Consider the following 23600-nt stretch of genomic DNA (forward strand, 5'->3'; position numbering starts at 1 on the left):
TGCGCATACGACCCAGAGTAGGCGATCGATTTCGACTCACCGCGTGCTGCTGGAACGAGGTGCGCCCGACAGCGCATAGAGTCGGACATGTGACCGAACGTGACATGGCTGCAGGCAGCGGTTCCAGTCCGTACGACGAACCGACGGGCGAGATAGACCTGGGTGAGGGCGCCTCGATGCGTCGTCGCCAGGTGCCGGCGGGTGACCGGGACGAGTTCTACGCCCGGCATGCGCTCCCCGAACGGACCGGCGTCTCGAGAGTCGATGACCTCGATGACATCGATCCCGACGAACTCGACACCCAGGCGATGCCCGCCCGGCCGGCCGCGCAGACCGAGGCCGCCCCCGAGGCGGCGCCGACCGAGGCGATCCGTCGGCCGGACGATCCCGCCGATGCGGAAACCCAGCGGTTCGCGGCGCCGCAACCGCGCACCGCTCCGGAACCGGTCGAGGACGTCCGCACCGATGACTTCACGGCGTTTCCGGCCACCCGGGTCGCTCCGACCGAGGCCGAAGTGCCCGCGGCGCCCGGGCCCGACATCGCGGAACCGTACGAGGCGGCGCCGGCGGTCGCCGATGAACGTCTCCGGTCGGCGGAGGAAGATCTCTCCGACGCGCAGCGCCGGGCACGCCGCGGCACTCTCGACATCGGACTGCTCGTGTTGCGTCTGGCGGTCGGAGTGATCGCGCTCGCACACGGGTCGCAGAAGCTGTTCGGCTGGTGGAACGGGCCGCGGCTGTCGGGGTTCGAGGACATGCTCCTCAATTCGCCCAACCCGGCCATCGGATTCACGCCTGACGCCGCACGACCGCTGGCCATCGTGGGTGCGGTCTCGGAGACGCTCGGCGGTCTCATGCTGGTCGTGGGATTGTTCACACCGATCGCCGCGTCCGCGGTCCTGGGCGTGATGCTGGTCGCCGCGGCCTACAAGGCGACCCTGGCGGGTGGGGTCTGGTTCTTCGCGGCCGACCCGAACGGCGCGGGCATCGAGTACGAGCTGCTCGTCTGCGCCTGCGCGGTGGCGATCATCCTGGCCGGTCCGGGCCGGATCTCCCTCGATGCACCCCGTGGCTGGGCGCGACGACCGGCCTGGGGTTCGCTGGCGTTGCTCGTCGTCGGGATCGGTGCCGCCGTCGCCGTCTGGATGGTGTTCAACGGCACCAATCCGTTCGAGTCGCCGGGTAACCCGACCGGGTAACCCGACCGGGTGATGCCGGTCGGGTCTGCCGCGGATCCCGTCGGTCAGTCGACCACGCGCACAGCGCCTCGGTCGGCCGAGGTGGCCAACTTCGCGTAGGCGCGCAATGCGGTGGTGACCGTTCGCTGACGGTCCTTCGGCTGCCACGGCCGCTCCGACGCCTCCATCTTGGCGCGACGCTCGGCCAGCACCTCGTCGTCGACGAGAACTTCGAGACGGCGGGTCTTGACATCGATGAGGATCGGATCACCGTTCTCGATGAGGCCGATGACGCCACCGGCCGCTGCTTCGGGCGAGATGTGACCGATCGACAGTCCCGACGATCCGCCGGAGAACCGGCCGTCGGTGATCAGTCCGCACTTCTTCCCCATGCCGGTGCCCTTCATGAAGGCGGTCGGGTGCAGCATCTCCTGCATGCCTGGCCCGCCTGCCGGTCCTTCGTAGCGGACCACGAGGACCTCACCGGCCTGAATCGTCTTGGACAGGATCACCTGGACGGCTTCCTCCTGGCTCTCGACGACGCGGGCGGGTCCTTCGAAATGCCAGAGATCCTCGTCGATACCCGCTGTCTTGAGGATGGCGCCGTCCTCGGCGAGGTTGCCGCGCAGCACGCACAACCCGCCCTCGACGGTGTACGCGTGCGCGAGGTCGCGGATGCAGCCGCCCTCGGCGTCGGTGTCGAGCGAGCTCCACCGGTTCGCGGTGGAGAACGGCGTGGTGGTCCGGACGCCGCCCGGCGCCGCGTGGAACAGCTCCCGGGCCTCGTCGATGGCCTTGCCGCCGCGGATGTCCCAGTCGTCGAGGGACTGGGCGACGGTCGGGCTGTGCACGGTGGAGGCGGTGTCGTCGAGAAGTCCGGCCCGGCGCAGTTCACCCAGGATCGCCGGGATGCCACCGGCCCGGTGCACGTCTTCCATGTGGTAGTCGGAGTTCGGTGCGACCTTGGACAGGCACGGCACGTTGCGACTGATCTCGTCGATGACCGAGAGGTCGAAGTCGGCGACCTCGCCTTCCTGTGCCGCGGCCAGGATGTGCAGCACGGTGTTGGTCGACCCGCCCATCGCGACGTCGAGAGCCATCGCGTTGCGGAACGCCGTGGGGGTAGCGACGTTGCGGGGGAGGACGGACTCGTCGTCGTCGCGGTACCAGCGGGTGGCCGCGTCGACCACGACGCGGCCGGCGCGCTCGAACAGTGCGTGGCGCGCCTCGTGGGTTGCCAGAGTCGAACCGTTGCCGGGTAACGCGAGTCCGAGCGCCTCGGTGAGGCAGTTCATCGAATTGGCGGTGAACATACCCGAGCACGACCCACAGGTCGGGCACGCGGATCGTTCGACCTCGCTCAGCCCGTCATCGTCGACATCGCTGTTCGCCGACGCCGAGATCGCGGTGATCAGGTCGGTCGGCGCCTGCGCGACACCGTCGACGACGACTGCCTTGCCGGCCTCCATCGGGCCACCTGAGACGAACACCGTGGGGATGTTCAGGCGCATCGCGGCGTTGAGCATGCCGGGAGTGATCTTGTCGCAGTTGGAGATACAGACAAGGGCGTCGGCGGTGTGGGCGTTGACCATGTATTCCACGGAGTCGGCGATGATCTCGCGGCTCGGGAGTGAATAGAGCATGCCCCCGTGGCCCATCGCGATGCCGTCGTCGACCGCGATGGTGTGGAACTCGCGAGGGACGCCACCGGCCGCACGGACCGCGTCGGCGACGATCTCGCCCACATCCTTGAGATGCACGTGACCGGGCACGAACTGCGTGTAAGAGTTGGCGATCGCCACGATCGGCTTGCCGAAATCGTCATCGGTCATTCCGGTGGCCCGCCAGAGCGCGCGCGCACCGGCTGCTTCGCGGCCGACGGTGGTGGTTCGGGACCTCAGAGCTGGCATGCAAAAATCCTCGGTGTTCGTCGTCCCGCCTGGGCTCGGGCGGACGTGGAGTGGGTGGTGATCTCGACGCCGGACGACGTACCCGATCTTCGCGGTGGAGGTCATCGGCAGCCGAATGCGTGCGCATCACCGGGTTTCGAGGCTACTCCGCCCGAATCAGAGGCCACCGAAGGGTTCGTGGTGGTCAGCCCTGGTCGGCCGTTGCCGCCGCATAGGGGTCGGGAATGCGTCCCCGGCTCGCTGCCGACAACCGGGGGAGGTCGGCGAAGGTGATGGCGGGCAATCGCACCCGCGCGCCGTTCACGAGTACCGCGCGCACCGAACTCCACCGCGGGAACTGCAGACCGTCGAGCTCGTTCCAGGCGATCTCACGCGTGGAGAAGGTGTGCACCGCTTTCAGTCCGTCTTCGGTCACCACCGTGCGAATCCGCACGATCCACCAGCCGAGGAGTACCGGCAGGACCAGGGTCCAGCCGAGCCACACCAGTGATGCCCCGGCCAGGATGACGGTGACAATGAACATCATGGGGACGGCGAAATATGCGATCCGTTGGATTCGGAACGTCTGGGGCAGTTCCAACTCAGGGGGTGTGAAGTCGGAGGATGCGGCGGATGGGGTAGACACATTCCCATTGTCTCATCTCGTCGGCAGCGCCGACCCACCAGGGATTTCCCAAAATGTGAGACGCGTTTTCCCGTGGTTTGACTCTTGACATGCGCCGGTCCTACCGTGAAGGCGTGATGCAGCACAATATTCTCGTAGTAATCGGCCGGCGCGTCGTCGCCTGACCGGTCACTTCGTAGACCCTCAAGCATCGACGCGCCACCCTCGAACAGCCCAGCTGTCGGGGGTTTTTTCTTGTCAACAACCAGAACACCAGTAGATGGGGAACGTGCAGTGAGCGCACCAACAGCACGAACCAACGCCGCGACCGGAGCCGATGCCTCCCGTGAGACGGCGCCGCGTCAGCAATCACCCGCGGCCGGAAACCTGCGGGCGGTAGGCCAGCACACCGTGGCACCCGAGCGCGTCAGCGGTGCCAAGTCCGTGGTCCGGTCGCTCGAGGAACTCGGTGTCGAGGTGGTCTTCGGCATTCCCGGTGGCGCGGTCCTGCCGGTCTACGACCCGCTGCTGGATTCGCAGAAGGTTCGTCATGTCCTGGTCCGGCACGAGCAGGGTGCGGGACACGCGGCAACCGGTTACGCGCAGATCACCGGCCGCGCCGGTGTCTGCATGGCGACGTCGGGTCCGGGTGCCACCAATCTGGTGACGCCGCTGGCCGACGCACAGATGGACTCGGTGCCGGTTGTCGCGATCACCGGACAGGTCGGGCGTGCGCTCATCGGTACCGACGGCTTCCAGGAGGCCGACATCTCCGGCATCACGATGCCGGTCACCAAGCACAACTTCCTGGTGAGCAACCCGGCCGACATCCCGCGCGTGATCGCCGAGGCGTTCCACATCGCGGAGAGTGGCCGTCCGGGCGCGGTGCTCGTCGACATCCCCAAGGACATCCTGCAGGCGCAGACCACATTCTCGTGGCCGCCGCAGATCGACCTGCCCGGATACCGTCCGGTCACCAAGCCGCACGGCAAGCAGGTGCGTGAGGCGGCCCGGCTGATCGAGGCGGCCAAGGCGCCCGTCCTCTATGTGGGCGGCGGCGTCATCAAGGCGAACGCGTCGGAGGAGTTGCGCGAACTCGCGGAACTGACCGGCATCCCGGTGGTGACCACACTGATGGCGCGCGGGGCGTTCCCGGACAGTCATCAGCAGCACCTGGGCATGCCGGGTATGCACGGCACGGTCGCCGCGGTGGCCGCACTGCAACGGAGTGACTTGCTGATCACGCTCGGCGCACGTTTCGACGATCGCGTCACCGGCCAGCTGTCGTCATTCGCACAGAACGCCAAGGTCGTCCATGCGGACATCGACCCGGCCGAGATCGGCAAGAACCGGCACGCCGACGTGCCGATCGTCGGGGACTGCAAGGCGGTCATCGTCGATCTGATCGAGACGATCCGCAATGAGCGGGCCACCACCGCCGCCGCGCCGGACATCTCGGAATGGTGGACGTACCTCGACGGGGTGCGCCGTACCTATCCGCTGAGTTATGACCGACAGGCCGACGGATCGATGTCGCCCGAGTTCGTCATCTCGGCCATCGGCAAGGCCGCCGGGCCCGACGCCGTCTACTGTGCAGGCGTCGGCCAGCACCAGATGTGGGCTGCGCAGTTCATCTCCTACGAGAAGCCCCGAACCTGGCTGAACTCAGGCGGTCTGGGCACGATGGGCTACGCAGTGCCGGCCGCCATGGGTGCCAAGATGGCCGCGCCGGACACCGAGGTCTGGGCGATCGATGGCGACGGCTGCTTCCAGATGACCAACCAGGAGTTGGCCACCTGCGCCATCGAGGGCATCCCGATCAAGGTCGCCCTGATCAACAACGGCAACCTCGGCATGGTGCGGCAGTGGCAGACCCTCTTCTACGAGGAGCGCTACTCGAACACCGACCTCGCGACCCACTCGCGGATGATCCCGGACTTCGTGAAGCTCGCGGAAGCGTTGGGTTGCGCGGCATTCCGGGTCGAACGTGAAGAGGATGTCGACGAGGTCATCGCCAAGGCCCGCGAGATCAACGACCGTCCGGTGGTGGTCGACTTCATCGTCGGCGCCGACGCCCAGGTCTGGCCGATGGTGGCCGCCGGCACCGGTAACGACCAGATCATGGCGGCCCGCGACATCCGGCCGCTGTTCGACGAAGACGAATCCGCATCGGATCCGGTCGACATCCACGAGACGATGACGCGTCCGGATCAGGCGAATCAGTCCGCATCTGCAGGGAAGGAAGACAAGTGAGCACCACTCACACCCTCAGTGTTCTGGTCGAGGACCGGCCGGGCGTTCTCGCCCGCGTCTCGGGTCTGTTCTCCCGGCGTGGGTTCAACATCGAGTCGTTGGCCGTGGGACCGACCGAGCTGAAAGGTATTTCACGGATGACCATCATGGTCACCGTGGACGATTTCCCGCTCGAGCAGGTCACCAAACAGCTCAACAAGCTGATCAACGTGATCAAGATCGTGGAGCAGGACCCCTCGAGTTCGGTGTCCCGCGAACTGATGATGATCAAGGTCCGGTCAGATTCGTCGGTGCGCAGCGAGGTCATCGAGGTGGTCGACCTGTTCCGCGCGAAGGTCATCGACGTCTCCACCGAATCCTTGACGATCGAGGCGACCGGTACCAGCGAGAAACTCGAGGCGTTGCTGCGGATGCTCGATCCGTATGGAATCCGCGAGATCGCCCAATCCGGCGCGGTCACCCTGGGGCGTGGCCCCAAGAGCATGTCGGCCAACCGCTGACACACGGCGCGAGCCGCACAGAGAAGTACACAGGCCCTCGAGGACTACACAAGACTTTGAGGGACAACAGAAATCGAAGGGAATCCAACTGTGGCGATCGAACTGTTCTATGACGACGACGCCGATCTGTCGATCATCCAGGGCCGCAAGGTTGCGGTGATCGGCTACGGCAGCCAGGGACATGCGCATTCGCTGTCGCTGCGTGACTCCGGGGTCGATGTCGCGGTCGGTCTGCGTGAGGGCAGCAAGTCCCGCGAGAAGGCCGCCGAGCAGGGCCTGAAGGTCCTCAGCGCCGCCGAGGCCGCCGAATGGGCCGACGTCATCATGATCCTGGCGCCGGACACCTCGCAGGCCAAGATCTTCAAAGACGAGATCGAGCCGCACCTGAAGGACGGCGACGCGATCTTCTTCGGGCACGGCCTCAACATCCACTTCGATCTGATCGAGCCGGCCGCCAACATCACCGTCGGCATGGTCGCGCCGAAGGGCCCGGGTCACCTCGTGCGCCGTCAGTTCGTCGACGGCAAGGGCGTGCCCTGTCTGATCGCCGTCGATCAGGATCCGAAGGGCGAGGGCCAGGCCCTCGCATTGAGCTACGCCAGCGCCATCGGCGGTGGCCGCGCCGGGGTCATCAAGACCACCTTCAAGGAAGAGACCGAGACCGACCTGTTCGGTGAGCAGGCCGTGCTGTGCGGCGGTACCGAGGAATTGGTCAAGACCGGTTTCGAGGTCATGGTCGAGGCCGGCTACGCGCCGGAGATGGCCTACTTCGAGGTGCTGCACGAGCTCAAGCTGATCGTCGACCTCATGTACGAGGGCGGCATCGCCCGGATGAACTACTCCGTCTCCGACACCGCCGAGTTCGGTGGCTACCTCTCGGGACCGCGCGTCATCGACGCCGACACCAAGGAGCGGATGCGCGGCATCCTCAAGGACATCCAGGACGGCACCTTCACCAAGCGTCTGGTCGCCAATGTGGAGAACGGCAACTCCGAGCTCGAGGGCCTGCGCAAGAAGAACGCCGAGCACCCGATCGAGGTCACCGGCAAGAAGCTGCGCGATCTCATGAGCTGGGTCGACCGCCCGATCACCGAGACCGCGTAAGCGCCTCTCTCACTGAACGATCTGTGGCCGTTGTCGCCGGAACCCGGCGGCAACGGCCACAGCTTTCTGTGGACTCCAGCATGGATGCCTCGATGGCGATGGATCGTCCGCTATCATGACTTCGATTCGGACTGTGCACAGGGGGAGACATGTCTGGAACGACGGTGAATCCGGGAATCTTGCGCGAGTTCTCGGGGACGGTGGAGGAAACGGCGGCCGTCATCCGCGATTCGTCGCTGCCCGCAGACCTACTCGGGATCGCTGCGTGTATGGCAGGCTCGTCCGCCGCATATGCGTTGACGACCTTGGCTGACGCGATGCACGATCCGCTGAAGCGGACGGCAGAAGCGTACTCGGCGATGTCTGGCGCGGTTCACAACGCTGCCGGCGAGTTCGAGGCGACCGATGATGAGTTGGCGGCGGCGTTCAACCGAATTGCATCCGCTCGATGATCCCCAGCCGCCCGGTATTCGAGACGTGGCGACCAGACTCACTCGGGCCGGCCGTGGACGTGGCCAAGTCGTCCTCCGAAACCGTCGATCAGGCCGGCAGGGAGGTGGTATGGGAGATCTCCGGTCTCAACAACAACGAGAACTGGGATGGTCTCGCATACCGCGCTGCCGGCGACATGGCTGGTCGCGTTCGTGGCCAGACCTCGACCTTCGGCAATCTGGGGATGAATGTCGAGGTCGGCGTCCACAAGTTCGGAGCGACTCTGGCAGCTGAACATCGAGCGATCAGTGATTTGGTGCGGATCATCGAATCTGGCGATCTCTACGTGACGGACGACTGGACGGTGCTCGTTCGCGAGAAGGTCATGTCGCCGGCGATGGCGAAGCTCTTGGTGCTCGCCGCGACCGGATTCCAGGATCAGTTGAATCCGCATCTGATGAGTCTCGGACATGCCGACTACGATCTCGGGAACTTCATCCGGTCGGAAACCATGTCGGTGACTCCCGGACTGCCAGAGTTGTGGTGCGACAGGAATGCGCCGAAAGACGCCACAACGGATCCGTATTCTGACGAAACGCGCGGCGAGGATCCGACCAGAGGCCGGGAGAACCAGCAGAAGAAGCTGGCCGAGCACATGATTGGGACAGTCGTCGACAAGGGCACGACTTCCGAGGACGGGAAGACGGTGACGACTCTGCGGATGCTCGATGGCAGCAGGCAGGTCTACACAGATGCTCATCGTGGTGGGGTCGGGGACACCTTCGACCTGTACAACGAGAAGGGGAAGCTCGTCTCGACGAAGGTGAACAACCCCGATGGGTCGATCGTGACCACGCTGACGCGTGACGGGAAGTCGCCGATTGTTGTGCGAGAGACCAAGGACGGCAAGGCAGTTGCCGACGTGGATGGCGTGCAGGTCCAGGTCCCGGGGACCAAGGACGTGGCCCAGGCCTTGGCCGGCGGTGGGATGGCCGCGCTGGAACCCCATGTTGCCAAAGGGTTTCCGTATCTCACGGCGCCTCAGGCCGAGAAGCTCGTCATCGGAACCAAGGCGGCTGGACCGGCGTTGACGATTCTCGGAACCGCGATCAGCGTGGCGGACGCAAAGAATGGTTACGACAAATGCGTGGCGACCACAGCGGGCAGTGTGAGTCTTGCCGGTGACTTGGCGATGATGGTCGCTGCCCCGGAGGGTGCCGGTGCATTGAAGACTTTCGGCATCACTGCAGGGAGCAGTCTTGCCTTCGGGATGGCTGGCAGTTTCATCGGTCGGGCGGTGTGCAAGTGACATCGAGTCGGCAGTTTCTCCTGCCGGTACCGAAAGAGTGGTCATCGCGACCACGCGGCGATTGGTCGGGTGCACTGCTCTACACCGTTCTCGGTACGTCGTTCGCCGGCATCGGTGTCGTGGGGTTGGTGGGTGGTCAGCGACTGGGCTTTCTCTGCGCCGCACTGATTGCGTGTGGACTGGGTCTGGACGTCTGCGAAATTCTTCGATCTGCGCACCTACGCACGATGACAACTGCGGCGGTTGGTGCGTTCCTCCGGGACGGTGTGCTGACCATTCGGCGTGACCCTCTGATGCGCGGATTCGACATGGTTTCCACTGCAACGTTTGGCAGCGGTGCGTTGCTCTTCGCAGTGGGAGCGTGGCGTGATGCGGTGCACATTTCGCTCGCAAGTGAGTCGGCCGAGAACCTTTATCCGCCTGTGGCATTCGTGGTGGGAATCCTCTATATCGGCCACACGGTGCGGGTGGCCAGCGGTGATTCCGCTTGGATGGTCGTGTCGGAGCGAGGGATCAGTGTGCCCTCACACCGGACTGCCACCGACCTCGAATGGGGGATCGTCACCGAAGTCAGGCCGGTTCTCACGAAGGGCGACAAGCGTAACGGGGCATGGATCTCGGTTCGGCCCGGCGAACGGTACGAACAGATCCGTGTAGACGAGTCGTGCCTCGGTGGCCCCGCCACCTTCTGGCTCATCGATTTCTACCATCGGCACCCCGAGTTGAGGGCAGAACTCGGAGGCACGGCGGTGATCAGGCGGTTGCGTGACGGCTCGCTGGTGCCGAGTGCGCATCGCGATGTCTGAAGGCGCGGAACCGGGCAGCATTCCTGCTGAGTACGTTGAGATACTGCGGGCGATGGCGATGGACCCCAGCGTCATCGAGCAGATTCGCGATGCGCTTGCGGACCTGGGCAATGCTCACCTGAGGAATGCTGTGCTGCCCATTCCGGAGCGGTGGCGGTCTGACGACTACGAACTGTTCTGCGTCGACCGGCGCGTTCGGCTTGCCGAGTACGAAAGGCGGCGCGCGCTGGCAATCGACGAGTGGGACGCCCGTGGCCGCGCAATCGACGGCCTCACGTCGAACGAGCTCAGCCGTGTCGAGGATTGGACTCGGACACAGTTCCTGGCCGAACTCTCCGCGTGGTTGCGGCTGCATCCGGGGACTCGATACGAAACCGACTGATTCATAGCTACTTGTTGACTGCGGTACACGAAGGAGGCCCCGGGACCGAAGTCCCGGGGCCTCCTTCATACGTCGGACAGCTATCAGATCGGCCGGAATCCCCGGTACTGCGGGAGCGATCCGATCCGCTTGAGCACCGGGCCGATGTTGGTGCCGGTTTCGGGGCCGATGCAGCCCACGAAGTAATAGGCGTTCACCATCCCGACAAGTCGGTCACCGACCACCACGGGGCTACCGGAGTCGCCTTCGATCACGCACATCTGACTGAAGTGCGCGTCGCCGTCGGAGAACCAGCCGATGCCGCAGGTGTTGCCGGTGGTCCGGCCCTCCTTGCAGGCGATCGTCGGAAAAGCGAGTGGTCGCGTGTCGACCGACCGGATGGTCACACCGCGAACGGTGCGCAGGGGGACGACCTTCGCCGGGTTGAACTCGATCACGGCGATGTCGAGGTCACTGGCGGAATAGGTGATGGTTCCTGCCTGTCCCCGGTCCTGGAAGGTTTCCGAATACACCTTCTGGCCTGGCTTGCCGCAGTGGCCTGCGGTGATACCGATCAGCTTGCCGGTGTTCGACTTACCGATCGTGGTCAGGGTGCAGGCTGCGGCAGAACTACCTCCCTTGAGCACCAGGATCCCGGAGCCTCCACCGAGATAGACCTTTGCCGGTGCGGCGTGGGCGATGCCGGCCCCCCAGCCGGCCAGCACCGTTGCAGCCAGAACCGCCAACAGTGCTGTCAGCTTCCTCATCATCCACACTCCGCTCGTTCGAGACACAAGAAATCCATCGGCCCCGAGAGACGTCACTCGGGGCCAAGCACACCGTACCGGGCCGCACCCGCGCTGAGCCCTCCGCGGAATAGACCCGGGGTCGGTTTGCAACCTATCCGTAATGCCGATCACAATCTACCCGCAAATTGCGGCGCCGAGTGCGGGCGGTCGAGACCGGCTGCGAATGGGCGATGGGCCGACCACTAAGCTGTTCGCGGAAGTCGTCGCGGTCACCGGAGCGGGTCGCGGTGGTCTCCGCACCATTCACTTCGCCCCTCGATCATGGAGAATATTGTGACCTCAGCTGGCCGTCCGGTCGTTCTGATCGCCGACAAACTGGCACCCTCGACTGTTGAGGCGCTGGGAGACGACGTCGAGGTGCGCTGGGTCGACGGCCCCGATCGGCCGAAGCTCCTCGAAGCCGCCGTAGACGCCGACGCCATCCTGGTGCGCTCGGCCACCACTGTCGACGCCGAGGTACTCGACGTCGCACCCCGCTTGAAGATCATCGCCAGAGCCGGCGTCGGCCTCGACAACGTCGACGTGCCCGCGGCCACGCAGCGCGGCGTGATGGTGGTCAACGCACCGACCTCCAACATCCACACCGCCGCCGAGCATGCGGTGGCCCTGTTGATGTCTGCGGCGCGCCAGATCCCGGCGGCCGACGCCACGCTGCGTGAGCATGCCTGGAAGCGTTCGTCGTTCAACGGTGTGGAGATCTTCGACAAGACCGTCGGCGTGGTGGGACTCGGCCGCATCGGCCAGCTCGTCGCTGCCCGGATGGCCGCTTTCGAGACGTCGATCATTGCCTACGACCCCTATGTGTCACCGGCGCGCGCGGCCCAGTTGGGTATCGAGCTGGTGAGTCTCGACGAGCTGCTCGAACGCGCCGATTTCATCACCGTGCATCTGCCGAAGACGCCGGAGACCCTCGGCCTCATCGGTACGGAGCAGCTCGCACGCACCAAGAAGGGTGTCGTCATCGTGAACGCGGCCCGCGGTGGCCTGATCGACGAGCAGGCCCTCGCCGATGCGATCACGTCCGGTCACGTGCGGGGCGCCGGCCTCGATGTCTATGCCACCGAGCCGTGCACCGACTCGCCGCTGTTCGAACTTCCACAGGTCGTGGTGACCCCGCATCTCGGGGCCTCGACCAGTGAGGCGCAAGACCGGGCCGGCACCGACGTCGCGAAGAGCGTCCGTCTCGCTCTCGCCGGTCACTTCGTGCCCGATGCCGTCAACATCACCGGCGGTGTGGTCGACGAGGAGGTCGCGCCGTGGCTCGAGGTCGCGCGCAAGGCAGGCGTGCTCGTGGGCGCCATCAGCAAGGAGCCGCCGACCTCGATCGTGGTCGAGGTCCGCGGTGAACTGGCGGCCAACAATGTCGACGTTCTCGGGCTGTCCGCACTCCGCGGGTTGTTCTCGGCCGTGCTCGATGAACCGGTGACCTTTGTGAACGCGCCGACCGTCGCCGCCGATCGTGGCGTGACCAGTGAGGTGACCACGGCTTCGGAGAGTCCCAACCATCGCAGCGTGGTCGACGTGAAGGCCGTCTTCGCCGACGGGTCGGTGCACAACGTCTCCGGCAGCCTGACCGAGCCCCGCCTCGTCGAGAAGATCGTCAACATCAACGGCCGTAACTTCGATCTCCGTGCCGAGGGACAGAATCTCGTCGTCAGTTATGCCGACGAGCCCGGTTCGCTGGGCAAGATCGGCACACTGCTCGGCAACGCGGGCATCGACATCCGAGCCGCAGGTCTGTCCCAGGATGCCGAGGGCGGCGGCGCGACCGTGATGCTGCGCGTCAGCGGTTCGCTCGAGGACGACCTCATCGCCTCCATCGGTGAAGCCGTGGGCGCAACTCTCATCGAACAGGTGGATCTGTCATGAAACTCGCCGTCATCGCCGGCGACGGCATCGGTCCCGAGGTCATCGGGGAAGCCGTCGGCGTACTCGAATCCGTTGTCCCCGACGTCTCGACCACCGACTTCGACCTCGGTGCGCGCCGCTACCACCGGAACGGCGAACTCCTGACCGAGGACGATCTGGAATCGCTGCGCAGGCACGATGCGATCTTGCTGGGCGCGATCGGGGACCCGTCGGTGCCGTCGGGGGTGCTCGAGCGGGGATTGTTGCTGAACATGCGCTTCGCGCTCGATCATCACGTCAACCTTCGCCCCTCGCGGCGTCTGCCTGGTGTCACCTCGCCGCTGGCCGGTGACCCCGACATCGATTTCGTGGTCGTCCGTGAGGGGACCGAGGGTCCTTACACCGGAAACGGTGGCGCCATCCGCGTCGGGACTCCGCACGAGGTGGCGACCGAGGTGAGCGTGAACACTCGCTTCGGCGTGGAGCGCGTGGTGCGCAACGCCTTCGAGCGTGCCCGGGCACGTCGGAAGAAGCTGACGCTGGTGCACAAGACGAACGTCCTGACCTTCGCGGGTTCGATGTGGAGTCGGACCGTCGCCGAGGTCGGCGCCGAATATCCGGATGTCGACACCGACTACTGCCACGTGGATGCGGCAACCATCTATCTGGTCACCGATCCCGGCAGGTTCGACGTCATCGTCACCGACAATCTCTTCGGCGACATCATCACCGACATCGCGGCCGCCGTGACCGGTGGTATCGGATTGGCCGCATCCGGCAACATCGATGCGACGGGGGCGAATCCCTCGATGTTCGAGCCCGTCCACGGCAGTGCTCCGGACATTGCAGGACAGGGCAAGGCGGATCCGACCGCCGCGATCCTGTCCGCAGCGTTGTTGCTCGCCCACCTGGGCGAGACGGATGCCGCGGAGCGGGTGGAGAAGGCCGTCATCGACGACCTGGCCGAGCGCGGGTCCGAAGACCTGAAGACCGCGGAGATCGGCCGCCGCATCCGCGAGCGCCTCTAGGGCTCAAGGCAGGCGACGACCCCCATCTGGACGTATCCGGGTGGGGGTCGTTCGTTTTCGTTACATCCATTGTTCTAGTTGAGATAGAACTATATGATCTTTATGTGTTGATCCGTGTCGACCAGGCCTCGCGCGCGCCGATCTACGAACAGGTGGCTTCGTCGGTCCGCGGGGCCATCGTCCGCGGCGAGGTGGAAGCCGGTGAACGGCTGCCGCCCGCCCGCGAACTGTCCCAGAGCCTCGACATCAATCTGCACACAGTGCTGCGCGCGTATCAGCTGCTGCGCGACGAAGGGGTCGTCGAACTCCGGCGTGGGCGGGGCGCCGTCGTCACGGCTGCGGCTCCTGATCGCTCGGAGTTCGTCGAGGCGATGGATCGGCTCGTGGACGTGGCGCGGCGGTTGGACATCAGGCCTGACGTGCTGGTGGTCGAGATCCGGGAGAGGTGGCAGACGTGAGGGATTCGACGGGTGGCCGGAGCGTGGGAGGGGGCGGCATGACCGTCCGGGATCGCCGGGTGGTGCGCGTGCTGGCGATTCTGCCGTCGGTGCTGGCGGCGGCGGTCGGCGCCGCCCTGGTCGCGTCGTGGCGGACGACCCTGCCCGATCCGGTTGCCACGCATTGGTCGTCACACGGCGCCGACGACTTCTCGGGTCTGACGTTCGTGATCGTCACGCTGATTGCGGTGGGGATCATCGGCGCAGCGATCGGCGTGGCCCTGAGCGTCAGGGCCACCGATCCCGCGATCATCCGAACAGGCATCGGAATTGTTGCCGGCGTGGTCATTTCGATCGTCGCCGTGATCGTGTCGACCACGGCTTGTCAACGGGGCGTGGCCGATGCCGGTACGGTACCGACACCGCAGTGGCAGATCGCGTTGTCGTTGGCGATCGGCCTCATGGGTGGTCTCGGCCTCGCCGCGCTGGTGCCCTCGTGGACCGTGACGCCACCCACCGCCGACATCGGGGACTGCCCGCGCGTCGCGATCGGGGCGGAGGAGCGGATCGTCTGGACGCGGGTCGTGTCATCGTCGCTCGCGGCCTCCCTGATCCTCGGTGGGGCCGTGGTGATCCTTGCGAGCTTGGCCCTGGTGTTGCGCTCGTGGCTCGTCGCGGCGGTCCTGTTGCTCGTCGTGGTGTCGGCCATCGCGATGTGGGGCATCCGGGTCACCGTGGATCGGGCCGGGGTGACGGTGCGCGGCCGATTGGGCAGGCCGCGCACGCAGGTCGCGATGTCGGAGATCGACCACGCCGAGGTGGTCGGTGTGCGTGCTCTCCGTGATTTCGGCGGCTTCGGCCACCGCATCGCGGTTCACGGAGACCTCAAGGGAGCCAGGGGATTCGTGTTGAGATCCGGCTCCGCCCTCCTGGTGGTGCGCCAGGACGGGCGGCGCGACATCGTGGTGGTCGATGACGCGTCGACCGCGGCGGGTGTGGTCAATCGACTCCTGGATCGCGAGGAACCAGTGGAACGGCGACCAACGGAGTGAGGGCGGTGAGGGCGAACGCGAGGGGGAACCCGGCGGCACCGATCAGCGCACCCAGCACGGGTGTGGTGGCGGCCGTCGCCAGGTACTGAGCCGTGTTCTGTACGGCCAGGCCGCGGCCACTCCAGCCCGGACCCGCGAACTCGGCGATCGCGGTGAACGCCAAGCCGTTGTCGGCGACCGACGCGATGGTCGCGATCGCCATCACGACCGGCGCGACCGGACTGTGCAGCCAGTCGGTCAACGCCAGTACCGCCATCGACAACGCCGCGGCGACCGCGATCACCCGGATGGGACGCATCCGCGAGCCCCACCTGTCCGAGACCCGGCCCGCGGCGATCCGGCCGAATGCCCCCACCACCTGCGTGGCGGTCACGAGTGCGCCGGCGGCGCCGGGCGACCAGTGATGCGCAACGATCAGCCAGGTGGGCACGAAGGTCCACATCATCGACTGCGGGATCACCAGCAGCACACTGACTCCGTGTACGCGAGCCAGGAAACTTCCTGCGCGGTATGGGTTGTCGGTTCTGGCCGGGGCTCCCGAAGGCTGGGCCCCGGCCAACGGTGGGTCGACGATCCCGACGACGCACGCGACCAGACCGATGGCGGTCACGGCGACCGGGATCAGGAGTGCGGCTGTGACACCGTAGGACTGGGCGGTGAACGGCATGGTGAGCGCGCACACGCCGATGCCCAGAGGTTGGGCCATCTGGCGGACGCCCATTGCGGTTCCGCGCTGGTGGGCCGGGAACCAGCCGACGACGATCCGGCCGCTCGCGCCGTTGGCGGCGCCCGCGCCCAGACCGCCGATGAACAGCCCGGTCGCCAGTACCCAGTAGGGCGCGTCGAGGGCCGAGACCACCGCCGTGCCCGCTGTGCCCGCCAGTGTGATGACCAGAGAGATGATCAGCACCCGACGCTCGCCGAACCGATCGAGCAGCACGCCCCACGGGATGATCAGCAGCATCAGGCCCACGGTGGGAATGGTGGCCAGAACCGATGCCTGCGTGAGGGACAGCCCGTGGTCGGTATGGAGCGCCGGGATGAGATAGGCCACACCGCTGACCGCGCAGGTCGTGGTCATGGCAGCCACCAATGCGCAACACAGCATGGCCCATCGGCGCCGTGGTGACATCGTCACCGCCGCCGATCCGACCGTCGACCGGGTTGTCCCGACGCCGCCCACACGATCACCTCATCTCAGATAGTGGTACGTAAGGTCCATATTCTAGAACGCCCGAACTTCACGTCAAACCGGTGTCCCGAGTTGTGGGAAAGCCGGTGCGATAATGTCGTGCCATGCGTTTAGGACGAGTTGCCAGCCCAGACGGGGTCGCGTTTGTCTCCATCGAGGACGTCGACGGTGGGCAGCGGGCGCGCGAGATAGCGGAGCATCCGTTCGGTACCCCGACGTTCACCGGGCGGTCGTGGGCACTTGCCGATGTGCGATTGCTCGCGCCCATTCTCGCGTCGAAGGTCATCTGCATCGGGAAGAACTACGCCGCCCATGTCGCCGAGATGGGCGGTGAGGCGCCGGCGGATCCGGTCATCTTCCTGAAGCCCAACACTTCGATCGTCGGTCCGGAGGTCCCGATCGTGCGCCCGCCGAGTTCGGAGCGCGTCGATTTCGAGGGTGAACTCGCGGTCGTGATCGGCCAGCCGTGCAAGGACGTGACCGCTGCCAAGGCCAAGGACGTCATCCTCGGTTACACGGTCGCCAACGATGTGACGGCCCGCGATCAGCAGAAGGCCGATGGACAGTGGACCCGTGGCAAGGGCTACGACACGTTCTGCCCGCTCGGCCCCTGGATCGAGACCGAGTTCGATCCCACCGACGCCGAATTGGTCACCGAACTCGACGGCGAGGTGACCCAGCGGTCGAGGACCTCGATGATGCTGTACGACGTCGGTGCGATCGTGGAGTGGATCTCGCGCGTCATGACGCTGCTGCCCGGCGACGTCATCCTGACCGGAACGCCCGAGGGTGTTGGCCCGATGACGGCCGGACAACGGGTCTCGGTGACCGTGGAAGGAATCGGGACCCTCGCCAATCCGGTGGTGGACAAGCCGTGAGGGGCCCGAAGGTCGCGCAGGTCAACGGGATAGAGATCGCCTACGAGGACTTCGGTTCAGGTCCGCTCGTGGTGCTCGTGATGGGCACCGGTAGTCCGGGGCGGGTGTGGCAGGCCCATCAGCAACCGGCGCTGACCAAGGCCGGCTACCGGGTGGTGACCTTCGACAATCGAGGAATCGCACCCTCGTCGGAGTGTGCGGACGGTTTCTCGCACGACGACATGGTTGCCGACACTGCCGCGCTCATCGAACACCTCGCGGCTGGTCCGGCATTCGTCGTCGGGACCTCGCTGGGAGCCAGGATCACCCAGGAACTCGCGCTCACGCGGCCGGATGTCGTGAAGGCGGCGGTGATGATCGCCACATATGGCCGAAACACCCCGTTGCAGCAGGCGATCTCGGCGGGGGAGCGTGCCCTGTACGACAACAAGATCACTCTGCCGCCGGACTATGAGGCCGCGATCACGGCCCATCTGAATCTGTCACCGCACACGCTCGACGACGATCGGACGGCGAAGGACTGGCTCGACGTCATCGGCTTCTCGCCGCAGACGATCACGCCGGGAGTGCGTGCGCAGCTCGCCCTGCACGACCGTGAGGTCGACCGTCTGGGTGCCTATCGGGGTATCACCCGCCCGTCGATGGTCATCGGATTCGCCGACGACCGCACGCTGCCGCCGAAACTCGCGCGTGAGGTCGCCGAGGCGATTCCCGGTGCGCGGTATGAAGAGGTGGCCAAGGCGGGACACTTCGGCTACCTCGAACAGCCGGCCGAGGTGAACCGGCTTCTCGTGGACTTCCTGGCCGCGCAGGCCTGAGCGGCCGGTCATAGATCGGACGGGGAACCGACGGCAGTACTCGATTCGATACGCTGACCTCCATGAGTGGCTCCGATGTGCGCGTCCGTTTCTGCCCGTCCCCGACCGGAACCCCACACGTCGGTCTGGTCCGGACGGCCTTGTTCAACTTCGCCCAGGCCCGTCATGATGGCGGCACCTTCGTGTTCCGGATCGAGGACACCGACGCCGCGAGGGACAGCGAGGAGTCCTATGCCGCGATCCTCGATGCCCTGCGATGGCTCGGGCTCGAGTGGGACGAGGGCCCCGAAGTGGGCGGGCCCTATGGCCCGTACCGACAGTCGGAGCGACGCGCGACCCACCTCGACGTCGTCGCACAGCTGCTGGCCGCGGGGGAGGCCTATGAGGCCTACTCGACACCCGAGGAGGTCGAGGCGCGGCACCGTGCGGCAGGCCGCGATCCCAAACTGGGTTACGACAACTTCGACCGCGATCTGAGCGACGAGCAGCGCGCGGCCTTGGCCGAAGAGGGGCGCAAACCCGTTGTCCGCCTGCGGATGCCGGATCACGACCTGGTCTGGGACGACCTGGTTCGCGGCACCACGACGATCAAGGCCGGCACCGTCCCCGACTTCGCCCTGACCCGTGCGACCGGCGATCCGCTCTACACGCTGGTCAATCCGGTCGACGACGCGATGATGAATATCACCCACGTGTTGCGTGGCGAGGATCTGCTCTCCTCGACGCCCCGGCAGATCGCGCTCTACGAGGCGTTGACCCGGATCGGGATCGCCGACCGCGTTCCCGAGTTCGGGCATCTGCCGTTCGTGATGGGGGAGGGCAACAAGAAGCTGTCCAAGCGTGATCCGGAGTCGAACCTGTTCCACCATCGTGACCGCGGATTCATCCCCGAGGGGCTGCTGAACTACCTCGCGCTCCTCGGCTGGGGCTATTCGCATGAGACGGACGTCTTCTCGCTCGACGAGATGATCGCGGCTTTCGATGTGCGTCAGGTCAATTCGAACCCCGCCCGGTTCGATCAGAAGAAGGCCGACGCGATCAATGCCGAACACATCCGTGGCCTCGATCTCGGCGATTTCGCGACGCGCCTCAAGGATTACCTGATCGTGCACGGGAAGCTCGGCGAGCCGATCGACGACACGTCGTTCACCGCTCTCGCCGAGTTGGTGCAGACCCGCATTCAGGTACTCGGGGATGCCTGGCCGCTCATGTCGTTCCTGTATGTGTCCGACGACGACTTCGTCATCGACGAGAAGTCGGCGGCCAAGAACCTCGGTGCCGATGCCGGTGAGGTGCTCGACGCCGCGATCGCCGCGATGGACGGACTCCTGGCATGGACCGGGTCGGCGATCGAGGAGGCGCTGAAGGTGGCTCTGGTCGACACGCTCGGCCTCAAACCGCGCAAGGCGTTCGGTCCCGTCCGTGTTGCGGTGACCGGCTCCCAGGTGAGCCCGCCGCTCTTTGAATCGATGGAGCTCCTTGGCCGCGACAAGAGCCTCGCGCGTCTCGCCGCCGCCCGCGAAGCTGTGCAGAGCTAAGGCTCTGACCTGGCGATTTGTGATCGGAGGGTGCCCCTCGGTACTCTTCTCCTCGGTCCTTTTCAGACCGGCCGGAGAGTGAGTCCGGCCAGCCGGGAAGGGGAAACCTTGGGGTATGGTGTAATTGGCAACACAGCGGTTTCTGGTACCGCCATTCTAGGTTCGAGTCCTGGTACCCCAGCGAGTCCTCGGGTGGCCGCCTCGAATCGAGGCCGTATCCCGTAGATTCACACTGAGCACGTACAACTGAACACTCAGTTCATGGCCCCGTCGTCTAGCGGCCTAGGACGCCGCCCTCTCAAGGCGGTAGCGCGGGTTCGAATCCCGTCGGGGCTACAAGAACAAAGAGACCCCCTCACCTGCAACGAAGCAGGAGAGGGGGTCTCTTTGCGTCGAGCTCAATTGCCGAGATCGCCTCGCCCATAGCGCCGACTGACACCGAGCCGCCGGCGGACGGCCCAGGGATCACGCTCGGGTCGGCCTTGACCACGACGCTTCTGCGGTTTGCACAGGGCGCACCCGCGCCATGATCGAGACGGATGATGGTTGGGCATCTCGCCCTCCTGGTGAATCCGGCCGGAACCGAAGATCACCAGAGGTACTCGCCGGCCACAGACTCCTGGGTCAACGGAGACGGCGCGCGCGGGTCCGTCGCATGCGGCTACGCATGCGTCGCCACCGCGTGGACGGATGCCGCTCGTCACGCTCCGGGCGCCGTACTCCCGGCCACGGGCATCTCCGGCAGTCCCAGCTTGCGGTGGTCCCAGGATCGGACGCGGCCCGGCACGATGCGGACGGCGACTCGCTTGTTCATCATCTGCTCGACGAACGGCCGTGACTCCTCGGTGTACGGGGCCGTGTAGCGCTCCCACACGCTGATACCGACCTTCAGGCAGGAATCCGGATCATCGAGGATCTCCGCGGCCCCTTCGAAGGAGACGCCACGCAACGTGTCATAGGTATCGCCATCCTCGATCAGGACCGAACATCGATTGTTGCGTCGAAGATTGACCGCCTTCTGGGACTTGGCCTTGGTCTCGAACCAGATTTCGCCGTCGACCACGCCGTACCACATGGCGACGAGATGAATGCTCCCGTCCGCGCCGCTGGTCGCGAGCGTCGCGGTTCGGCCGTTCGCGACGAATTCGCTGATCTCGGTCTCGGACATGACGATCTGATTGCGCTGATTGACTCCCATGGTCTGACGCTAACCGACCGGTGGCGACGGCGTGCAGGCGATCGGCGGTCGGACGCCCACGCTCCCCGGTTCAGACGCGGGTGGGCTGGAGCCGTTTGTGGATCGCGTCTGCCGCCGCGAGAAGATCGGCGGCCCATCGGGCCCCGGGACGACGGCCCATCCGGTCGATCGGCCCCGACACCGAGATCGCGGCGACCACCTCGCCGGTCGCGTCGCGGACGGGCGCCGAGACACTCGCCACTCCGGCCGCCCGTTCCCCGGCACTCTGGGCCCACCCGCGGCGCCGGATCTCGTGCAATGCGCGTTCTCCGAAGACGCTGTCGTGCAGCAATGCCCGTTGGGTACCAGGTTCGGTCCAGGCGAGCAGAACCTTGGCGGCCGACCCGGCACTCATCGGGAACCGGGTGCCGACCGGAACGGTGTCGCGGAGCCCGGTCAGTGGTTCCATCGCGGCGATACAGACACGTTCGGCGCCCTCGCGGCGGTAGAGCTGCACCGATTCGCCGGTGATCTCACGCAGGCGCGGCAGTACCATCAACGCGGCCTCGTGAACCGGATCGTGCGCCGACGCCGCGAGTTCGCTCAGTGCGGGACCGGGATACCAGCGTCCGGCGCCATTACGCGCGAGCAGACGGTGTGTCTCGAGCCCGACCGCGAGCCGGTGCGCCGTGGCCCGCGGAAGGCCGGTGCGATCACACAATTCGGTCAGGTTGCGCGGGGCCTCGGCGATGGCCCGCAGAACTGTCACCGATTTGTCGAGGACACCGATTCCACTGCTGGGCGCCGATGCGTTATCCTTTCCCATAGGACGATACTAGCGTTCCAAATAGTGAGATGCACGCCGACGCGGGAATCGGGTGGGCGTGTCGTGACGATCCGAACAGATGCGAGTACAGCCATGAGTGACAGCACAAACACACCGCGCACTCTCGCCGAGAAAGTGTGGGACGACCACGTCGTCGTGCGCGGCGAAGAAGACGCGTCCGGGAATCGCAATCCCGACCTCATCTACATCGACCTCCACCTCGTCCACGAGGTGACCAGTCCGCAGGCGTTCGAGGGCCTCCGTCTCGCGGACCGTCCGGTCCGTCGGCCCGACCTGACCATCGCCACCGAAGACCACAATGTCCCGACGGTCGACATCTTCAAGCCGATCGCCGACGAGGTCTCGCGCACCCAGGTGGAGACGTTGCGCCGCAACTGTGAAGAGTTCGGCATCCGTCTGCATCCGATGGGCGACGCGGAACAGGGCATCGTGCACGTCGTGGGCCCGCAGCTCGGCCTGACGCAGCCCGGGATGACCGTGGTGTGCGGAGACAGCCATACCTCGACCCACGGCGCATTCGGCGCGCTGGCAATGGGAATCGGTACCTCCGAGGTCGAGCACGTGCTGGCCACCCAGACACTTTCGCTGCGCCCCTTCCGCACGATGGCGATCACCGTCGACGGCGAATTGCCACCAGGGGTGACGAGCAAGGACCTGATCCTCGCCGTCATCGCGGAGATCGGCACCGGTGGTGGCCAGGGCTACGTCCTCGAGTACCGGGGATCGGCGATCGAGAAGCTCTCGATGGAATCGCGAATGACGATCTGCAACATGTCGATCGAGGCGGGTGCACGTGCCGGCATGATCGCGCCGGACCAGGTGACCTACGACTTCTTGAAGGGCAGGCCCAACGCGCCGACCGGTTCCGAATGGGATGACGCAGTCGCGTACTGGGACAGTCTGCGCACCGACACCGGCGCCGAATTCGACGCCGAAGTCCACATCGATGCCACGCAATTGACGCCGTTCGTCACCTGGGGGACCAACCCCGGGCAGGGTCTTCCGCTGGCCGCGCGTGTGCCGGACCCGGCCGAAATCGCCGACGAGAACGCCGCGAGCGCGGCACGTCGCGCGCTCGAGTACATGGATCTGACGCCGGGAATGCCCTTGCGGGACGTGAAGGTCGACACCGTGTTCGTCGGGTCGTGCACCAACGGCCGCATCGAGGATCTGCGTGCGGTGGCCGATGTCCTCAAGGGTCGCACGGTCGCCGACGGTATGCGGATGCTCATCGTCCCGGGATCGATGCGCGTGCGCGCCCAGGCCGAAGACGAAGGTCTCGGTGAGATCTTCACCGCCGCCGGCGCCGACTGGCGGCAGGCCGGATGCTCGATGTGCCTGGGCATGAACCCGGATCAGCTCTCTCCCGGGGAGCGATGCGCATCGACATCGAATCGCAACTTCGAAGGGCGGCAGGGTAAGGGTGGTCGAACTCACCTGGTCTCACCGGCCGTGGCCGCAGCCACAGCCATTCGCGGCACGCTCTCTGCTCCCGCGGATCTCGCCTGACCGTCGCCCA

22 protein-coding genes and 2 tRNA genes are annotated in these 23600 nt (G+C 65.9%); 18 read left to right on the plus strand and 6 right to left on the minus strand.

What is annotated here, in order from left to right:
* The first annotated feature begins 89 nt into the window (after positions 1 to 89).
* Positions 90 to 1199 carry a DoxX family protein gene (locus ACPXCG_RS09940; RefSeq protein ID WP_425791546.1) on the plus strand — a complete coding sequence of 370 codons (1110 nt, stop codon included), beginning with the start codon at positions 90 to 92 and terminating at the stop codon, positions 1197 to 1199.
* Positions 1200 to 1243: 44 nt separating this feature from the next.
* On the opposite strand, the gene ilvD is transcribed toward ACPXCG_RS09940, so the two are convergent.
* A complete protein-coding gene (gene ilvD, locus ACPXCG_RS09945; protein WP_425791548.1) occupies positions 1244 to 3088 on the minus strand; it encodes a dihydroxy-acid dehydratase in 1845 nt (614 codons plus the stop codon).
* A gap of 184 nt (positions 3089 to 3272) precedes the next feature.
* Positions 3273 to 3713 carry a PH domain-containing protein gene (locus ACPXCG_RS09950; protein ID WP_425791550.1) on the minus strand — a complete coding sequence of 147 codons (441 nt, stop codon included), beginning with the start codon at positions 3711 to 3713 and terminating at the stop codon, positions 3273 to 3275.
* 273 nt (positions 3714 to 3986) lie between these two features.
* Between ACPXCG_RS09950 and ACPXCG_RS09955 the strand changes: the two genes are divergently transcribed.
* The 7 genes from ACPXCG_RS09955 (at position 3987) to ACPXCG_RS09985 (ending at position 10478) form a co-directional block, all read left to right on the plus strand.
* Positions 3987 to 5945, plus strand: a complete 1959-nt coding sequence (locus ACPXCG_RS09955; protein ID WP_425791552.1) for an acetolactate synthase large subunit — start codon at positions 3987 to 3989, stop codon at positions 5943 to 5945.
* A complete protein-coding gene (gene ilvN / locus ACPXCG_RS09960; protein WP_425791554.1) occupies positions 5942 to 6445 on the plus strand; it encodes an acetolactate synthase small subunit in 504 nt (167 codons plus the stop codon). The genes ACPXCG_RS09955 and ilvN overlap by 4 nt, the downstream gene beginning before the upstream one ends.
* Positions 6446 to 6535: 90 nt before the next feature.
* Positions 6536 to 7549 (plus strand): ketol-acid reductoisomerase, encoded by a 1014-nt coding sequence (gene ilvC, locus ACPXCG_RS09965; RefSeq protein ID WP_425791556.1) that lies wholly within the window; start codon positions 6536 to 6538, stop codon positions 7547 to 7549.
* A gap of 149 nt (positions 7550 to 7698) precedes the next feature.
* Positions 7699 to 8001, plus strand: coding sequence for a hypothetical protein (locus ACPXCG_RS09970; protein WP_425791558.1), 303 nt, complete (start codon positions 7699 to 7701; stop codon positions 7999 to 8001).
* Positions 7998 to 9290, plus strand: coding sequence for a hypothetical protein (locus tag ACPXCG_RS09975; RefSeq protein WP_425791560.1), 1293 nt, complete (start codon positions 7998 to 8000; stop codon positions 9288 to 9290). Before ACPXCG_RS09970 ends, ACPXCG_RS09975 begins: the two co-directional genes overlap by 4 nt.
* Positions 9291 to 9598: 308 nt before the next feature.
* Entirely contained in the window at positions 9599 to 10096 is a 498-nt protein-coding gene (locus tag ACPXCG_RS09980; RefSeq protein ID WP_425791562.1) for a hypothetical protein, read from the plus strand.
* Positions 10077 to 10478 (plus strand): hypothetical protein, encoded by a 402-nt coding sequence (locus ACPXCG_RS09985; RefSeq protein ID WP_425791564.1) that lies wholly within the window; start codon positions 10077 to 10079, stop codon positions 10476 to 10478. The genes ACPXCG_RS09980 and ACPXCG_RS09985 overlap by 20 nt, the downstream gene beginning before the upstream one ends.
* 83 nt (positions 10479 to 10561) lie before the next feature.
* Here ACPXCG_RS09985 and ACPXCG_RS09990 read toward each other — a convergent pair whose 3' ends face one another.
* Positions 10562 to 11227: a serine protease gene (locus ACPXCG_RS09990; protein ID WP_425791566.1), complete on the minus strand. Its 666-nt coding sequence runs from the start codon at positions 11225 to 11227 to the stop codon at positions 10562 to 10564.
* 312 nt (positions 11228 to 11539) lie between these two features.
* On the opposite strand from ACPXCG_RS09990, the gene serA reads away from it, so the two are divergent.
* From serA to ACPXCG_RS10010, 4 genes are all read left to right on the plus strand, one after another.
* Positions 11540 to 13135, plus strand: a complete 1596-nt coding sequence (gene serA / locus ACPXCG_RS09995) for a phosphoglycerate dehydrogenase (protein WP_425791568.1) — start codon at positions 11540 to 11542, stop codon at positions 13133 to 13135.
* Entirely contained in the window at positions 13132 to 14142 is a 1011-nt protein-coding gene (locus tag ACPXCG_RS10000; protein ID WP_425791570.1) for a 3-isopropylmalate dehydrogenase, read from the plus strand. Before serA ends, ACPXCG_RS10000 begins: the two co-directional genes overlap by 4 nt.
* A gap of 104 nt (positions 14143 to 14246) precedes the next feature.
* Positions 14247 to 14600, plus strand: coding sequence for a GntR family transcriptional regulator (locus tag ACPXCG_RS10005; protein WP_425791571.1), 354 nt, complete (start codon positions 14247 to 14249; stop codon positions 14598 to 14600).
* Entirely contained in the window at positions 14597 to 15631 is a 1035-nt protein-coding gene (locus tag ACPXCG_RS10010) for a DUF1648 domain-containing protein (protein WP_425791573.1), read from the plus strand. The genes ACPXCG_RS10005 and ACPXCG_RS10010 overlap by 4 nt, the downstream gene beginning before the upstream one ends.
* Here ACPXCG_RS10010 and ACPXCG_RS10015 read toward each other — a convergent pair.
* A complete protein-coding gene (locus tag ACPXCG_RS10015; protein WP_425791575.1) occupies positions 15579 to 16712 on the minus strand; it encodes an MFS transporter in 1134 nt (377 codons plus the stop codon). The two genes, ACPXCG_RS10010 and ACPXCG_RS10015, sit on opposite strands and share 53 nt — an antisense overlap.
* 215 nt (positions 16713 to 16927) lie before the next feature.
* On the opposite strand from ACPXCG_RS10015, the gene ACPXCG_RS10020 reads away from it, so the two are divergent.
* From ACPXCG_RS10020 to ACPXCG_RS10040, 5 genes are all read left to right on the plus strand, one after another.
* Entirely contained in the window at positions 16928 to 17701 is a 774-nt protein-coding gene (locus tag ACPXCG_RS10020) for a fumarylacetoacetate hydrolase family protein (RefSeq protein WP_425791577.1), read from the plus strand.
* Positions 17698 to 18519 (plus strand): alpha/beta fold hydrolase, encoded by an 822-nt coding sequence (locus ACPXCG_RS10025; protein WP_425791579.1) that lies wholly within the window; start codon positions 17698 to 17700, stop codon positions 18517 to 18519. The genes ACPXCG_RS10020 and ACPXCG_RS10025 overlap by 4 nt, the downstream gene beginning before the upstream one ends.
* A gap of 62 nt (positions 18520 to 18581) precedes the next feature.
* Positions 18582 to 20057, plus strand: a complete 1476-nt coding sequence (gene gltX / locus ACPXCG_RS10030; RefSeq protein WP_425791581.1) for a glutamate--tRNA ligase — start codon at positions 18582 to 18584, stop codon at positions 20055 to 20057.
* 109 nt (positions 20058 to 20166) lie between these two features.
* A tRNA-Gln gene (locus ACPXCG_RS10035) sits at positions 20167 to 20238 on the plus strand.
* 82 nt (positions 20239 to 20320) lie between these two features.
* Positions 20321 to 20393 (plus strand) — tRNA-Glu (locus tag ACPXCG_RS10040).
* Between the two features lie 364 nt (positions 20394 to 20757).
* Here the strand turns inward: ACPXCG_RS10040 and ACPXCG_RS10045 are convergent.
* A complete protein-coding gene (locus ACPXCG_RS10045; protein ID WP_425791583.1) occupies positions 20758 to 21255 on the minus strand; it encodes a PPOX class F420-dependent oxidoreductase in 498 nt (165 codons plus the stop codon).
* Between the two features lie 70 nt (positions 21256 to 21325).
* Positions 21326 to 22060, minus strand: a complete 735-nt coding sequence (locus ACPXCG_RS10050) for an IclR family transcriptional regulator (protein WP_425791585.1) — start codon at positions 22058 to 22060, stop codon at positions 21326 to 21328.
* 93 nt (positions 22061 to 22153) lie between these two features.
* Here ACPXCG_RS10050 and leuC point away from each other — a divergent pair, with 93 nt between their 5' ends.
* Complete coding sequence (gene leuC, locus ACPXCG_RS10055; RefSeq protein ID WP_425791587.1) at positions 22154 to 23590, plus strand: 3-isopropylmalate dehydratase large subunit; 1437 nt, start codon at positions 22154 to 22156, stop codon at positions 23588 to 23590.
* The last annotated feature ends 10 nt before the right edge of the window (positions 23591 to 23600 follow it).

This window comes from Gordonia sp. DT218 (assembly GCF_049847105.1).
Taxonomy (GTDB): domain Bacteria; phylum Actinomycetota; class Actinomycetes; order Mycobacteriales; family Mycobacteriaceae; genus Gordonia.